Origin of the sequence: Runella rosea (assembly GCF_003325355.1) — a bacterium.
GTDB lineage: Bacteria > Bacteroidota > Bacteroidia > Cytophagales > Spirosomataceae > Runella > Runella rosea.
Genome location: NZ_CP030850.1, coordinates 3,468,479 through 3,482,574, shown reverse-complemented (window position 1 = coordinate 3,482,574; position 14,096 = coordinate 3,468,479). Strand labels below are relative to the sequence as shown.

Annotated in this window: 16 protein-coding genes; 5 read left to right on the top strand and 11 right to left on the bottom strand. The window is 45.1% G+C overall.

Annotated features, from left to right (window positions below; genetic code table 11):
• The first annotated feature begins 71 nt into the window (after nucleotides 1–71).
• Nucleotides 72–557 carry a free L-methionine (R)-S-oxide reductase MsrC gene (msrC, locus tag DR864_RS14540; RefSeq protein ID WP_114067662.1) on the top strand — a complete coding sequence of 162 codons (486 nt, stop codon included), beginning with the start codon at nucleotides 72–74 and terminating at the stop codon, nucleotides 555–557.
• A 150-nt stretch (nucleotides 558–707) separates the two neighbouring features.
• On the opposite strand, the gene DR864_RS14535 is transcribed toward msrC, so the two are convergent.
• On the bottom strand, nucleotides 708–1,694 hold the full coding sequence (locus DR864_RS14535) for a glycosyltransferase family 9 protein (RefSeq protein ID WP_114067661.1): 987 nt from the start codon (nucleotides 1,692–1,694) through the stop codon (nucleotides 708–710).
• 78 nt (nucleotides 1,695–1,772) lie between these two features.
• Between DR864_RS14535 and DR864_RS14530 the strand changes: the two genes are divergently transcribed.
• Nucleotides 1,773–2,096, top strand: coding sequence for a hypothetical protein (locus tag DR864_RS14530; protein ID WP_114067660.1), 324 nt, complete (start codon nucleotides 1,773–1,775; stop codon nucleotides 2,094–2,096).
• Between the two features lie 32 nt (nucleotides 2,097–2,128).
• On the opposite strand, the gene DR864_RS14525 is transcribed toward DR864_RS14530, so the two are convergent.
• From DR864_RS14525 to DR864_RS14510, 4 genes are all read right to left on the bottom strand, one after another.
• Nucleotides 2,129–2,695, bottom strand: a complete 567-nt coding sequence (locus tag DR864_RS14525) for a precorrin-2 dehydrogenase/sirohydrochlorin ferrochelatase family protein (protein WP_114067659.1) — start codon at nucleotides 2,693–2,695, stop codon at nucleotides 2,129–2,131.
• Between the two features lie 41 nt (nucleotides 2,696–2,736).
• The gene (locus DR864_RS14520) at nucleotides 2,737–3,177 is read right to left on the bottom strand and encodes a DUF2147 domain-containing protein (protein ID WP_114067658.1); all 441 of its coding nucleotides are present in this window, start codon (nucleotides 3,175–3,177) and stop codon (nucleotides 2,737–2,739) included.
• A gap of 140 nt (nucleotides 3,178–3,317) precedes the next feature.
• The gene (locus tag DR864_RS29835; protein ID WP_158550035.1) at nucleotides 3,318–3,488 is read right to left on the bottom strand and encodes a hypothetical protein; all 171 of its coding nucleotides are present in this window, start codon (nucleotides 3,486–3,488) and stop codon (nucleotides 3,318–3,320) included.
• 104 nt (nucleotides 3,489–3,592) lie between these two features.
• The gene (locus tag DR864_RS14510; protein WP_114067656.1) at nucleotides 3,593–5,068 is read right to left on the bottom strand and encodes a xylulokinase; all 1,476 of its coding nucleotides are present in this window, start codon (nucleotides 5,066–5,068) and stop codon (nucleotides 3,593–3,595) included.
• Between the two features lie 216 nt (nucleotides 5,069–5,284).
• On the opposite strand from DR864_RS14510, the gene DR864_RS14505 reads away from it, so the two are divergent.
• Nucleotides 5,285–6,139 (top strand): alpha/beta hydrolase, encoded by an 855-nt coding sequence (locus tag DR864_RS14505; RefSeq protein WP_114067655.1) that lies wholly within the window; start codon nucleotides 5,285–5,287, stop codon nucleotides 6,137–6,139.
• Nucleotides 6,140–6,996: 857 nt separating this feature from the next.
• Here the strand turns inward: DR864_RS14505 and DR864_RS14490 are convergent.
• From DR864_RS14490 to DR864_RS14470, 5 genes are all read right to left on the bottom strand, one after another.
• Nucleotides 6,997–7,266, bottom strand: coding sequence for a Txe/YoeB family addiction module toxin (locus DR864_RS14490; RefSeq protein ID WP_114067652.1), 270 nt, complete (start codon nucleotides 7,264–7,266; stop codon nucleotides 6,997–6,999).
• The gene (locus DR864_RS14485; protein ID WP_229599390.1) at nucleotides 7,263–7,481 is read right to left on the bottom strand and encodes a DUF2683 family protein; all 219 of its coding nucleotides are present in this window, start codon (nucleotides 7,479–7,481) and stop codon (nucleotides 7,263–7,265) included. The genes DR864_RS14490 and DR864_RS14485 overlap by 4 nt, the downstream gene beginning before the upstream one ends.
• 202 nt (nucleotides 7,482–7,683) lie before the next feature.
• Complete coding sequence (locus tag DR864_RS14480) at nucleotides 7,684–8,610, bottom strand: hypothetical protein (RefSeq protein WP_162793838.1); 927 nt, start codon at nucleotides 8,608–8,610, stop codon at nucleotides 7,684–7,686.
• A 77-nt stretch (nucleotides 8,611–8,687) separates the two neighbouring features.
• The gene (locus tag DR864_RS14475; RefSeq protein WP_114067649.1) at nucleotides 8,688–9,905 is read right to left on the bottom strand and encodes an NADP-dependent isocitrate dehydrogenase; all 1,218 of its coding nucleotides are present in this window, start codon (nucleotides 9,903–9,905) and stop codon (nucleotides 8,688–8,690) included.
• Nucleotides 9,906–9,967: 62 nt separating this feature from the next.
• Nucleotides 9,968–11,350, bottom strand: coding sequence for a hypothetical protein (locus DR864_RS14470; RefSeq protein ID WP_162793836.1), 1,383 nt, complete (start codon nucleotides 11,348–11,350; stop codon nucleotides 9,968–9,970).
• Between the two features lie 129 nt (nucleotides 11,351–11,479).
• On the opposite strand from DR864_RS14470, the gene DR864_RS14465 reads away from it, so the two are divergent.
• Nucleotides 11,480–11,686, top strand: coding sequence for a hypothetical protein (locus DR864_RS14465; RefSeq protein ID WP_037325831.1), 207 nt, complete (start codon nucleotides 11,480–11,482; stop codon nucleotides 11,684–11,686).
• A 12-nt stretch (nucleotides 11,687–11,698) separates the two neighbouring features.
• The gene (locus DR864_RS14460; RefSeq protein ID WP_114067647.1) at nucleotides 11,699–12,478 is read left to right on the top strand and encodes a TIGR00266 family protein; all 780 of its coding nucleotides are present in this window, start codon (nucleotides 11,699–11,701) and stop codon (nucleotides 12,476–12,478) included.
• Between the two features lie 132 nt (nucleotides 12,479–12,610).
• On the opposite strand, the gene DR864_RS14455 is transcribed toward DR864_RS14460, so the two are convergent.
• Entirely contained in the window at nucleotides 12,611–14,095 is a 1,485-nt protein-coding gene (locus tag DR864_RS14455; protein WP_114067646.1) for a DUF1501 domain-containing protein, read from the bottom strand.
• Nucleotide 14,096: the final 1 nt, after the last annotated feature.

Sequence of the window (14,096 nt, the reverse complement as noted above, 5' to 3'; positions counted from 1 at the left end):
AAATCTAAAAATATCATTGGAATAAGTTTAAAGTTCAGAAAGTAGTTAGCTTCATCAACCATTAAAAAATCATGGCCGAAACCTTATATCTTCCCGCTACCACCGATCGCGCTTTGCTGTATGAGAGTCTGGTGCCGCAGATTGCGGCGCTTACTGAAGGTGAAAACGATTTAATTGCCAATTTGGCCAATATCTCAGCGGCACTGCGCGAGGCGTTCAGCTTTTTCTGGGTCGGCTTTTACCTCAAAAAAGACCAACAATTGGTGCTAGGGCCTTTTCAGGGGCCAATTGCTTGTACGCGTATTCAGTTTGATAAAGGCGTGTGCGGGGCGTGTTACACCCGTAAAGAAACCATAATTGTCCCCGATGTAGAGCAATTCCCTGGACATATTGCGTGTAGTTCGGCCTCCAAATCGGAGATTGTATTGCCCGTTTTTGCCCCTGATGGGAGCGTGGCAATGGTGCTAGATGTAGACAGTGACCAATTGGACGATTTCAGCGCCGTGGATGCGCAGGGGTTGGGAGCCGTTGTAAAATTGGTGGAAGGGCTGCTGTGATTATTTAGCAGAGAAACCAGAAAACCGAGGAATGTAGAACCGAGAAACTGAAAAATGTAAAACTGATAAAGAAAATCGTTCGGAAAGCGCTGTATTATATATTTTTATATTTTACATTCTGAATTTTTTTGTTCTCCTGATTACCTGTTTCTACTGCCAGCTTTGTCGTTTTAATTCTTTGATTTCAAAGGCAAACGACAGTTCAGTCATGCACTTGAAATGACCCTTCGGGCAGCGTTTGTGGCCAATTTTGGAGCACGGACGGCAAGTAAGCTGACGATTCTCAAGCATTACAAACTGCGTTTGGTACGGATACATGCCGAACTCGGGAACGGTATTTCCCCAAATCGAATAGATTTTCTTTTTGAAAGCCGCTGCCACGTGCATCAAGCCTGTATCGTGACTGAACACCAACTTGGATTGTTGAATCAGCGAAGCAGATTGGTTAAAATTACACTTACCGCAAGCATTGTAGATAAAATGCTTACCGATGGCTTTCTCAATCATATCGCCGTTGGCGGCATCCTCTTTTCCGCCCAAAAGAACGATGGGGAAGTTGATTTTTTCGCACAACTCAATCATACGGTTTAGGGGGAGTTTTTTGGTCTCGTGTTGACCGCCGATGGCGTAGGCCACAAACCCCTTTTGGTGACTTTCGGGGAGCCAATCTGGCTCGATAATATCGCGGTAAGGAATGAAATAATCCAATCCTCGGTCATCGTTGACCACTCCCAATGTTTGCAATGTGTTGAGGTAACGGTCTACAATATGGACGTTGGGTAAAGCGTTTATTTTCCAATTGACATACAACCACTTCTCCCAATTTAGCTTATTAAAACTAATCGCCTGCACGCCAAGTGCGGCTTTGATTTGAAGGGTTCGGAGGTTTTGGTGAAGGTCAATAACAAGGTCAAATTTTTCCTTTCGGAGCTGTTTTGCAATGCCCCAAATACTTCCATCCAATAGGTGTAAATGATCGATGTAAGGGTTGTCGGTGAGCAGATATTTGTACGAAGATTTGGTCAAATAATGAATTTCCACATCAGGTCGCTGGGTTTTGAGGCAACGAACAACTGGGGTGGTCAAAACAATGTCACCGATGGAAGAAAAACGAATAATCAACACTTTCAGGGACATAAAACGTATAAGGGTTGGAAGAATTTGACTTTTAGTGCAAAACTAACTAATTTTACTGAAAACCAGCCTCCTACTCAGATGAATGATAAACTCTTTGATCTTAAAAATGATCGCCGTTTGAGCGTTTATTTGTACCGAATGGGGTTCGGGACGTGGTTACTTTATATATTGATGGGGGCGCCTTTTCTGCATCAATTTATCATGTACCGCACCCATTGTGCCATCATGTGCGTGATGCTGATGGTGTTTGGCTTATCGGCTTCGATGTATTATGATTACTATCATCATCACCGGGAGTTTGAACAAAAGAAGAAATGGCTTATCGTTAGCTACATTGTATTGGCGGGCCTGATTTACTTCTTGATTTTGAGAGATAAGCCCTTCAATTTCAATCTGTTTTAAGCCTTAAAAACGGCATCGCTGCCAACTTTGCCCTACTTCATTACTTTTGTGATTTCGTTCAACTTATCCATTTTTTCCTGAAAATCTCCTTTCAGTTTATTCCTGATTTGCTGTAAATTATCCAATGTCTCCTGCAAAGTATCGGGCAGGATTTCTTCCAACACTTCACGGAATCGTTTGGCAAAAGTCGGCGACTTGCCATTGGTTGAAATCGCAATTTTTAAATCTCCTTTTTTGACGACTGAGCTTAAGTAAAAATCGCAGAGATCGGGGGTGTCAGCTACGTTTACGAGTAGGCGTTTGGCTTTGCAATCTTCCTGTATCTGCCGATTGACGCTTTTATCGTTGGTACCCACAATCACCAAATCTTTTTCCTCTAAAAAAGAGGGGTTGTATACATCAATTACGAGTTTAACATGGGGATGCTGCTGCGCTAATGCGTGGATTTCGGCCCTTATTTCGGGCGCAACGAGCGTTACGTCGGTTTGGGGAGCATTGGCCAATACCGCCGTAAGTTTTTCCAACCCGACATAGCCACCACCTACGATGAGTACTTGAAGTTGTTCAAGTTTTAGAAAAATAGGAAAGAGCGTATTCATTTAATGTGATTTATGAAGTGGGTTTTGATGAGCCGAACCGTTTATTTTACTCTCACCCAGCTATCGGTGCGGCCAATAAGCGATACGCCAATGAAGCCGCGCACGTCTAGTTGATTGGCACTGGTGAGTTTGATTTTGCAACTGTACTCTTTGCCAGTTTCGGGATCATAGATTTTGCCGTCTTCCCAAGTATTATTGCCTTCATATTTAAAACCATGTAGATTGACCAAACCCAACAGATGCCGATTTTTTTTATGCACATCTGGGTTCTTGGAATCGGTGAGGGGTTTGCCAGTGGCGGGGTCATTAGGGTCTTTGAGCCAAACAATTTTTCCGAAATATTTATCACCTTGTTTATAAATTTGGACATGGCCTTTTTTGGAGCCAGTCAGCCAAGTACCTAGACAGGCATCGGGATTGGTACCAGCGAGTGCCTGCATCGACAAAAACAGCAAAAAAAGACAAATGCGCATTTTCTTCATGGGTAAGTAAGTTGGGTTGGTTTTGTAGAAAAACGTAAATCAGGCTCGGTTTGTTATTGTATCAGTAAAAGGTTGTTGCCTCAAGTACCACAAAAAAAGCCGACACTCGTCGGCTTTGTATTTTTTTACTCAAAGGTGAGCTAGATTTCTTTGTGTAACTCGTTGTGGTATCCTGCAAAAATAATTCCCTGAATGAGGGTGCCGAGAAGGGCAACGAATACATCGCCAAATACGAACAACAAAACGATAATAACCAAAAAGTAGGCCAGTAGCCAACCCCAGTGAACTTCCTGTTCTTGATGCGCTTCCATGTGAAAACGTTGTTTTTGTGAGTGATTGCCTAAGAAATAACGCTGCAAGTTAGGGATAAATCCCCCTTTGTCAAAGTACAGCGCTTTGACAAAGGGGCGAAATATTATATTTTTTTCAATGCTTCTTCCCAAACGGCGTAGGTGTTGGCGTATTTTTCTTGTAAATCGGCCAACGGCTCTACCGTGGCGATTTGCGTCAGGCCGTTGAAGGCTGATTTGAAATCAAACACCCCCGTACCAATACCCGCCGCCCGGGCGGCTCCCTGCGCGCCGTCGGTATTGTACAACTCAATGGTAGCGCCCGTGGTGTTGGCAAAGGCTTCGCGGAATAATGGGCTCAGGAACAAATTGGCGTGACCAGCGCGTACGGTGTGCGTTTGGACGCCCATTTCTTTCATCACTTGCAAACCGTATTGAAGCGCAAACACAATGCCTTCTTGCGCCGCTCTGAACACGTGCGCGGGCGTATGGGTATTGAAGTTGATTCCTTGCAACTGCCCCCCCAACAAACGGTTTTCGAGGACACGCTCGGCTCCATTGCCAAAAGGCAAAAAGGTAAGTCCTTCGGCACCGATGGGCGTTTGTGCGGCCTGTTGGTTCATTTCATCGTAAGAGATGCCGCTGGCAAAACGACGTACCCAGCTGTTCAGAATTCCCGTTCCGTTTACGCAAAGCAATACGCCGTTTCGTTGGTCTTCGGGGGTACTGTTGACGTGGGCAAAGGTATTCACCCGTGAGAGTGGGTCGGAGGTAGCCTGAGCGTTGATGCCGTATACCACACCCGACGTCCCCGCCGTAGTAGCTACTTCGCCTGGATTTAGCACGTTGAGCGAGAAGGCATTGTTGGGCTGGTCGCCGGCGCGGTAGGCGATGGGAATGCCTGCTTTCAGGCCCAATTCCGCGGCTGCCGAAGCCGAAAGCTGACTTTGGGGAGAGAAAGTATCCACTATCTCAGGAATCAATGACGAATCAAACCCGTATAAGTCGAGGAGTTTTTGTGAAACTTTTTGCTCGGCAAAATCCCAGAAAATTCCTTCAGAAAGCCCCGAAACGGTGGTTTGCGGCGTGCCCGACATCCGCAAGGCGAGATAGTCGCCAGGCAGCATGAAATACCGAATTTGCTCAAAAATCTGTGGCTCTTTGTCTTTTACCCATTTGAGCTTTGACGCCGTAAAATTGCCCGGTGAATTGAGCAAATGCTGCAAACTATAATCATTGCCTAAGTCATCAAAAGCATGATTTCCGATTTCAACGGCGCGGCTATCGCACCAAATGATGGAAGGGCGCAGGGGACGTAGGTCTTTATCAACCACCACTAAGCCGTGCATTTGGTACGAAATACCAATGCCCGCTACCAGCGCGGGGTCGAAGGGGTATTTGGCTTTTAACTTATGCGTGGCATTGACGGCTTCTTGCCACCAACTGTCGGGGTGCTGCTCGGCCCAGCCCGCTTCGTGGGCAATCATCCCCATTTCCTGATCGGGTGAGGTGCCCGTGGCGAGGGCTTTGCCCGTTTCTATATCCAACAAAGCAACTTTTACGGACGAGCTGCCTACGTCGTAGCCTAAAAGGTATTTCACAGGTAAATAAGTTATGGTAAGTTAATATGCAAAAAGTTGAAAAAAGGCCGATTTTACTTGAAATCAAAGCAAAGGTAAGCAGTAAGCGCTTTTCATTCACGCAAAGTCGCTAAGGAGTAAAGAAATAAAAGAGTCGTATTTTGAAAATTCTGTCTGCTCGCTCCTCGCTTCCCACGTCTTTATTGCTATTTTCGTAGAAAAAATAGGTTAAAACCAATGCTTGAGTTTTTTACCACCGAACGCCTGATTTGGATTGGGGGGATTTATATCGTCCTGTGCATTGTTGCGTATTTGATTCAGGGGAAATTTATCTTCAAACCCGAGAAACTTCCGCAGGATTTTGAATACAAATACGAAGATTTGTTTGAAGAACTTTTTTTTGACCCCGAACCCAATGTGCGCATTAATGCCCTGCGTTTTTATCAAGAAGAAGCCTCTCGCGGATTGTTGATTTACTTCCACGGCAATACGCGCAGCATCAAAGGCTGGTCCAAATACGCCAAGGATTTTACGCAACACGGCTACGACGTATTGATGATTGATTACCGTGGTTTTGGCAAAAGCGTAGGAAAACAAACGGAAGATGGCATCAAAAACGATGCTCAGTACATCTACAATAAAATGCGCTCCAAGTATGGCTATGTTGAAGAAAAAATCATCATTTATGGGCGTTCGTTAGGCTCAGGATTTGCGACCAAACTTGCCTCGGTCAACCACCCCAAAATGTTGATTCTGGATGCGCCGTATTACAGTTTTACGCGTTTGACCACCCGTTTCCTGCCGTTTTTGCCCGTTTCTTACATCCTCAAATTTTCCATTCGTACCGATGTTTGGATCAAATACGTCAAGTGCCCTATTTACATTATTCATGGTACTAAAGATGTGCTGATTCCATTTCGGTCGAGCGTACGCCTTGCCAATCTGGTGCCGCAATCGTCGCGCCTGATTCCCATCTACGGAGGAGGTCACAACAACCTGCCCGATTTTCCGGAATACCATCGCCACCTAGCCGACATCCTCAACGACCGCTTTGATTTGATCTTTGATAAGTATGAGAAACGGTTGGAGTGAGGGGGATTTGAATTGTCTATTCACCGTCATCTGTGTCTTTGCAAACTTGTTAAAAAGTCTTTATAAAATAAAAACGTGCAAGGTCGGTGGAGATATGGACTTTGGAGTGGATTTGTAGAGAAGTTTGCTAAAAGGTTGATTTATAATTTTATTAACGCATAAGGTATGTGGAGATACAGAATTTGGAGGAACCCTGTGAAAATTTTCTCCGCAGTTTTCATTTTATCATTTGGGTTTTCTTTTGCACAAGATTTTACACAAAGGGTAAATATGATTGTTGTGATTGATAATAATGTAGTAGTTGGAGGAATAATGAGCCCTCAATTAGTTGTAGCAAGGATGAAGTTACCTGTACTGTACGTTATGAACCGGGTAATTTGTCTTTTGTTATGAGCGAATTACAAAAAAAGGCTTTTAATACAGACTCTTCGAAAGTATATTTTGACTTCTATTATAATGAGTTTATAAAAAGGAAAGAGTATAGTCATCACTATAAAATAGTGTTGGAAAAGAAGTGGTTAGATTTATCATTTCTTGTTTTAAGAATATATAATATGAACAAAAAATGGAATAGGAAAACCTATAACTCCCTTGATGGAGAATCCTATACATATGAAATGGACACACCTTTTGGCTCTGTTAATCGTATTAGAAAAAAATAGTTGTTATTAGCTTCTTGGCTAAAAAATTGGCTTATAGGAAAACCATTTACCCTACCGCCGCGCCGCCGCCGTAGGGGCCTGTGACAGTTCGATTCGTCGATTGCGGTAGCTTTAGGGAGCTACGTTTTCCATTTCAGGCGGTTTGAAATGGGGATTGCCATTGACAAAAAAGCCCCGGTGATGGGGCTTTGGTCTTTATTGATAATGTCCTTTTGCGGCCAGAATGATGACAATGGTATCGCCTGCCACTTCGTAAATAAGGCGATGCTCATGATTAATACGCCGAGACCACAGCCCGGCCAAATCGTATTTTAATGCTTCGGGCTTACCTGTTCCGGTAAATGGGTGTTCCGAAAGTTCTTCCAGTAATGTAAGTAATTTTTTAAGAATCGCCTTATTGCCCGACCTTTTATGAAAGTCAATATCGCTTTGGGCTTGCTTGGTAAAATCAAGGCGGTAACTCATTCTATACCCAAAAAGCCTTTAATGTCCTCTTTTTCAACGCTTATAAAATTGCCTTCGCTATACTCTTCCCGGCTCTTTTGAATTCGGTCGACAAATTCAGAATCATATTTGTCTTTTGGTTCATTATCAACTACTTGTATAAAATTCAGCGAACGAACCAATTGCATAAAAAAAGCAAATTTATTTTCGGGAATATTGAGTGTTACCTGTTTCATGACTAAGCGCAAAATAAAGTTAAATCTTCATTGTAGCTAAAAAGCGTTCATTAATCAAAGCATCGTTTCTTTATTGTCAATAATTGCTGTAGAGCACTTTGCTGATCGCTTTCGTTAAAGTATACACCAAATTTAACGTAAAAGTCAAATAGTTTCAAAAATAATCAGCGGTATAATTCAATGGGAAAAGCATTTGCATTGCCTACCGCCGCGCCGCTGCCGTAGGGGCCTGTGCCAGTTCGATGCGTCGATTTCGGTAGCTTTGGGTGGCGGCGTCGCGCAATACGTTGAGGGAGTCGGCGGTGTTGTAGGAGGCCAAACCGCCGTAAATAACGCCGTCGATGGATTTGAGCGCATCGGCCAATTGGGCATTGGAAAGGTTATCGGTGATTTCCTTGGTGGTGTAGGTGGCGTAGGGTTTGCGTTCGAGGCGTTGGAGGTACATTTTCCAAAGGATCACGGCTTTTTCGGCGTTGTCAATGCCTTTTTTGCCAGTTACGTCGCGCGTGAGTCGCGAGAAGTTTCGTTGGAATTCCTGATTTCGGCGAAACATCAAAAACAGCTCCCATTGACGCGTGAGGGTTTCTCCAAAGAGTAAATAAACGCCCGTTCCGATCAACAAAACCAACAGAGAGACGAGCAGGATAAAAGGGAAGTTGGTCTGGTTTTGGAGCGGGATAATCTGCGTATCGGCTTTCAAATCAAGCGTATCCAAAGCACCTTCTTTGATGAGTTCCTTTAAGTAGATAGCGTCTTTGGCAGAATAAACGGCGGTGCAATCGCGGCCCTTCAAAATCCAAACGGGCACTTCCAACGTTTGGATTTTGTCTAGTTCAAACGAAAGTAAGGTATATACCGCGCTGTCCAAACTGCCCGATTCGTTGGTCTTGGTAGGGAAATAATCAGACTTCGTAATTTGAAAAGGGCGAAAATCAGCGCTGGTATCGGGAAAAAAAACTTCGATTTTGGGCGAATGACGAAAGCTCAGGGCGTATTGAAAAGGCTTGCCGATTTCAATGCTGTCGGTCAAGAAGCGCCCCTGCGGTCGTTGTGCCTTTAGTGAGTTGACAACAAAGCAGAAAGTGCAAAGCAGAAATACGCGAAGGACTTTTCCCATCATTGACTCCATAAAAGCGAATCTGTTCTTTAAAAAAAGGAAAGGTAAGACGTTTGTCTCACCCTTCCTTTTTTACTTTGTACTTATGATTACTTCGCCAATTTTGCTTTCAAATTAGCATCGATGGCATCCAAAAACTCTTCGGTATAGAGGTAATGCTCACCATGGTTTACTTTGTTTCCGTGGATACAAACGGCCAAATCTTTGGTCATTTTGCCGCTTTCTACGGTTTCAACGCATACTTGCTCCAAGGCTTCGCTGAAGTCGATAAGGGGCTGGTTACCATCGAGTTTGCCACGGAAAGCCAAGCCGCGAGTCCAAGCAAAGATAGAAGCGATGGGGTTGGTAGAAGTTGGCCGTCCTTTTTGGTGCTCGCGGTAGTGACGCGTCACGGTGCCGTGAGCGGCTTCAGCTTCCATTGTTTTTCCATCGGGAGTCAACAATACAGAAGTCATCAAGCCCAATGAACCAAATCCTTGCGCTACGGTATCCGACTGCACGTCGCCGTCGTAGTTTTTACAAGCCCACACAAAGTTACCGTTCCATTTCAGGGCAGAAGCCACCATGTCGTCAATGAGGCGGTGCTCATAGTGCACGCCCAAGGCTTTGAATTCGGCTTCGTAAATTTCTTGGAATATATCTTTGAAACGTCCGTCGTATTTTTTGAGGATGGTGTTTTTGGTAGAAAGGTACAAAGGCCAGCCTTTCTGCATCGCTACCTGAAAACAAGAACGAGCAAAACCGCGAATAGATTCGTCGGTGTTGTACATTGCCATGGCTACGCCGTCGCTTTTGAAGTTGTATACTTCATGCTCAATGACCGTACCGTCTTCGCCTTCAAACTTGATGGTAAGTTTGCCTTTTCCTTTGGTCACGAAATCGGTAGCACGGTATTGGTCACCAAATGCGTGACGACCTACGATGATAGGAGAGTCCCAGTTGGTTACCAAACGCGGAACATTCTGACAAACGATAGGCTCACGGAAAACCGTACCGTCCAAGATGTTGCGGATGGTACCGTTGGGTGATTTCCACATTTGTTTCAAATTAAACTCCTTTACGCGTTCTTCGTCGGGCGTAATCGTGGCGCATTTGATACCTACACCGTACTGTCTGATAGCGTTGGCGGCATCGATGGTTACCTGATCGTTGGTTTCATCGCGGTATTCAACGCCAAGGTCGTAGTATTTGATATCAACGTCTAAGTAAGGAAGGATAAGTTTATCTTTAATAAAACGCCAGATAATGCGGGTCATTTCATCGCCGTCCAGTTCAACGACGGGGTTTGCGACTTTGATTTTTTCCATGTGAGCGACTAAAATTGGGATAGTGATGACTAAATTGAGGATGCAAATATAACCAACTATGTTTAGGAAGCCTTACGTATTTGTGACCAATTTGCCGCAATAATCAATAACGCAGGGGCGGCATTGTAGACCAAAAACTGCGTTAAAACCGACAAACTGAGTAACAATGTGGCATTGAACAGCAGTGCCAAATAAAAAAAAGCCGCCGCCAGAGGTGGATTTATCAGTACATTATCCTTAAAAGTACGGTCTAGCCACCGATATACTACTCCAATCGCGGCATATCCTGACGTCACTAAAAAATAGCCCCCGTTGTAGTACAATTCGCCCGCTACTGGAATGACCTTATCCTGCGATACCAGCGATTGATGGTACGCTAGGTTATAGACATACGGGCCGCTTTGCTCCCGAAAGGCTTTTCCAACAATGGGAATTGGGTCTACAAGGGAAGCTAAAAGCGTGGAAGATGGTTTTTCAATGGAAAGTAAGGGCGTAATTTGATAAGGACTGCCAAAATAAAGTTGATGCGCGTAGGTGATGTATTCGTCATGTTCCAAATAATTATCGAAGAGCAGTGCTATCCCTTCGGTATCTAAAGAAGACTGTACGCGCACGTATCCAAAGAAAAGAGAAAGGACAATCAGTCCCAATAACAGCATAACCAACCAAAATGAATGACGCGTTTTCCAGCCTGCGTACATGGCGCTCATCAATGTCAGCAGTGGATAGGCCATGTTGGAACGGTTGCTGCTCAGTGTGCCTGCTAGACAAAGAATGAGCCATGGAACTTGCCGTAACCAATGGATTTTACCCTTTTTAGTTTTCCACTTGTACCATATAAGCAGTACACCAAAAACCCAAAATCGTTGGCCTATATTTGCCAAAAATCCCACAAAAGTTGCATTTTGCTCAACGATTTCTCGGGTTACGTACGTGAAAATCGCGCCTGATAAATAATTTTCGAGTGAACCATAAAGTAAAGAGAGTGAAACAAGTGCGACCAGAAAATAAACACTGGCCCATGTAGTTAGAGATGAGAAGGCAACAACTGGTCGGAGCATCTGTTTTTGCGAAAAGCAACTCCACCCCACCACAAAAGCCCCGAATGAAACCAGCGTTATACAGATTTCGGTAGAAATATCTTGATTAGGGTGGCGCTCTACGGGAATCATGTTGCCCACCCAAATGATTTCTAACGGAACGATGACGAGCTTGTTAAACCACACAAACAACATGAGGTTTTTGGGGGTAATGACGGTTAAATCGGGGCGAAATCTTTTAATAGTGCCCAAAACACTTCCCCAAATTAGTGGCAATAACAATAGTAGCAGGTTATTTTGAGGCCTGAAAATGGGGTCAAAGCGCAGGAAGATTCCAACACTGATTAACAAAAAACAAAGCAATGAGAATAGCCCCCACCACGTTTTACCGAGTACCGATGCCAAGTTGGTAACTATTTTTGATAAACCTTTCGCCCCGTTTTTTGACCAAAAAAAATCTAAAAGTCACCGTTTAGTCAGATAGGGTTGCGAATGGTGAAGCAGGTACTTATTTTCGTAAAAAAATCGACGGATATGACGAAGAAAAAAACAACCCCTCCCGAAAGCGCCGAAAAGCCGCGAGTACACAAAGATTTGGATGGCTTTGACATTCGAATCAATTCATTCGGCGAAATCACATCCACGATTGATATTGATAAAATCAATCAGTTTTTGAATAAACACGTGGACGATAAAAAACTCCGTTCGCGCGATGACTTAAATGAAAACCCCGAAGAATAACTAACTTAAAAAATGAATTCACACGAAATTGATTACAAGATTATTGGCGAGGACATTCAAATCGTCGAAATCGAATTAGACCCCAACGAAACGGTTATCGCTGAAGCGGGTTCCATGTTGTTTATGGAAGATGGTATTCAGTTTGAAACCAAAATGGGCGACGGCTCAAACGCTACCCAGAGCCTGATGGGCAAAATCTTTCAGGCAGGTTCGCGCTTGCTTACGGGAGAGTCTTTGTTCATGACGCATTTTACCAACCGTGGCTATGGCAAGCGTAAAGTGGCTTTTGCTGCGCCGTACCCTGGCACGGTGATGCCAATTGATTTGTCGAAGATTTACGGCAATTCGTTGATTGTCCAAAAAGACGGTTTTCTCTGTGCGGCGATGGGAACAAAATTGAATATTCACTTCAACCAGCGTCTCGGTAGCGGTTTGTTTGGGGGAGAGGGCTTTATTTTGCAAAAACTACAAGGCGATGGATTGGCGTTTGTTCACGCTGGCGGGGTAGTAATTGAGCGTCAGCTCAACAACGAAACCCTGCGCGTAGACACAGGTTGCGTGGTCGCTTTTGAGCCTTCGGTCAATTTCAGTGTGCAACGTTCTGGAAGTCTTAAATCCATGATTTTCGGCGGCGAAGGTATTTTCTTAGCCACGCTTCAGGGAACAGGCCGTTGTTGGATTCAGTCTATGCCAATCTCTAAATTGGTTGACCGCCTGTCTGCCTATGGTCCACAATCTCGCAAAGAAAGCGGCTCCGTATTGGGTGGCTTGGGTAATTTGTTTGAAGATTAGAAGGAGTTTTTTTGTAATGTAAAGCGCCGCGATGTGAAGTCTGATTCTCAAACCAGACGCAAAGGGTTTCTCAAAACCCTAATCATATAGTTACCAACAAGGGCGCCCCGTTAGGGTCGCCCTTGTTGTCGTTTAAGCAATTACTTCCTTTATCACTTTTCCGCTTACATCAGTTAGGCGGAAGTTGCGGCCTTGAAATTCGTAGGTAAGATTCTCGTGGTCAAAGCCTAATTGGTGCATGATGGTCGCTTGCAGGTCGTGAATATGCGTGCGGCCGCTGATGCCGTGGTAGCCAAATTCGTCGCTTTCGCCGTGCGAATAGCCCCGACGAATACCGCCGCCTGCCATCCAACACGTAAATGCATCGGTGTGGTGGTCGCGGCCTTTGAAAGGCATTACTTTGCCGTTGCGGTTCTCGCGCATGGGGGTGCGGCCAAATTCCGTTCCCCATACCACTAGGGTTTCGTCCAGTAGCCCGCGTTGTTTTAAATCCATCAACAGGGCGGTCATGGAGCGGTCGATGGTTTCGGTTTTTCGGCGAAGTCCTACTTCCAACGAAGTGCCTTCTCCGTCGCCGTGCGTATCCCAACCCCAATCATACAACTGCACAAAGCGTACGCCTTTTTCGACCAATTTACGGGCTAACAAACAATTATTGGCAAAACTCGCTTCCCCTGGCTTAGTGCCGTAAAGTTCGTGAATATAGGCAGGCTCTTTGCTAATGTCCATTACTTCGGGCACCGAGATCTGCATGTTGAAGGCCATCTCGTACTGCGCAATGCGGGCTAGGGTTTCGGGGTCTTTAAATTCGTCGTATTGTTGGCGGTTAACTTCTGTCAACGCGTCGATGGCTTTGCGACGCAGGTCGCGGTCGAGGCCGTTGGGGTCGCTTAAAAACAACACTGGATCGCCTTCAGAACGACACTGAACACCCTGATAAACAGATGGAAGAAAGCCGCTCCCCCAGATACTTTTGCCTGCGTCGGGAGTTTTGCCGCCCGAAGTCAGGACCACGAAGCCTGGCAAATTTGAATTTTCTGAACCCAGTCCGTACGTACTCCATGCACCCATGCTTGGGCGTCCTAAGCGGGCGCTACCTGTGTGCATCAACAGTTGGGCGGGTGCGTGGTTGAACTGGTCGGTGTACATGGCTTTCAAAAATGAAACCTCATCGACGACCGACGGGAAATAGTTGAAATAATCAGAAACCCACGCACCAGATTGGCCATGTTGTTTAAAATTTCCTACCGAGCCCAGCATGTCGGGCACACCGCGAATGAAGGCAAAGCGTTTTCCTTCCAAAAACGACGGCGGACAGGGTTTTCCGTCCAATTTTGCTAATTCGGGTTTATAGTCCCACAGTTCCAACTGCGAAGGCGAGCCACAAAAGTGCATGAAAATCACCGATTTGGCCTTGGGGGCAAAATGTGGATTGCGCACCGCTAGCGGGTTTAGGTCGAGCGGAGCGGAGGCCCCCGTTTTTTTGGAATCGCTAGTACAATCTCCGAGAATACTGCCCAGCGCCATCATACCAATGCCTGAAGTGCATTGTTTCAAAAAATGGCGGCGGGTTTCAAACTGCGCCTGCGCCAATCGAAGTTCGTCGTTTAGCTTCATA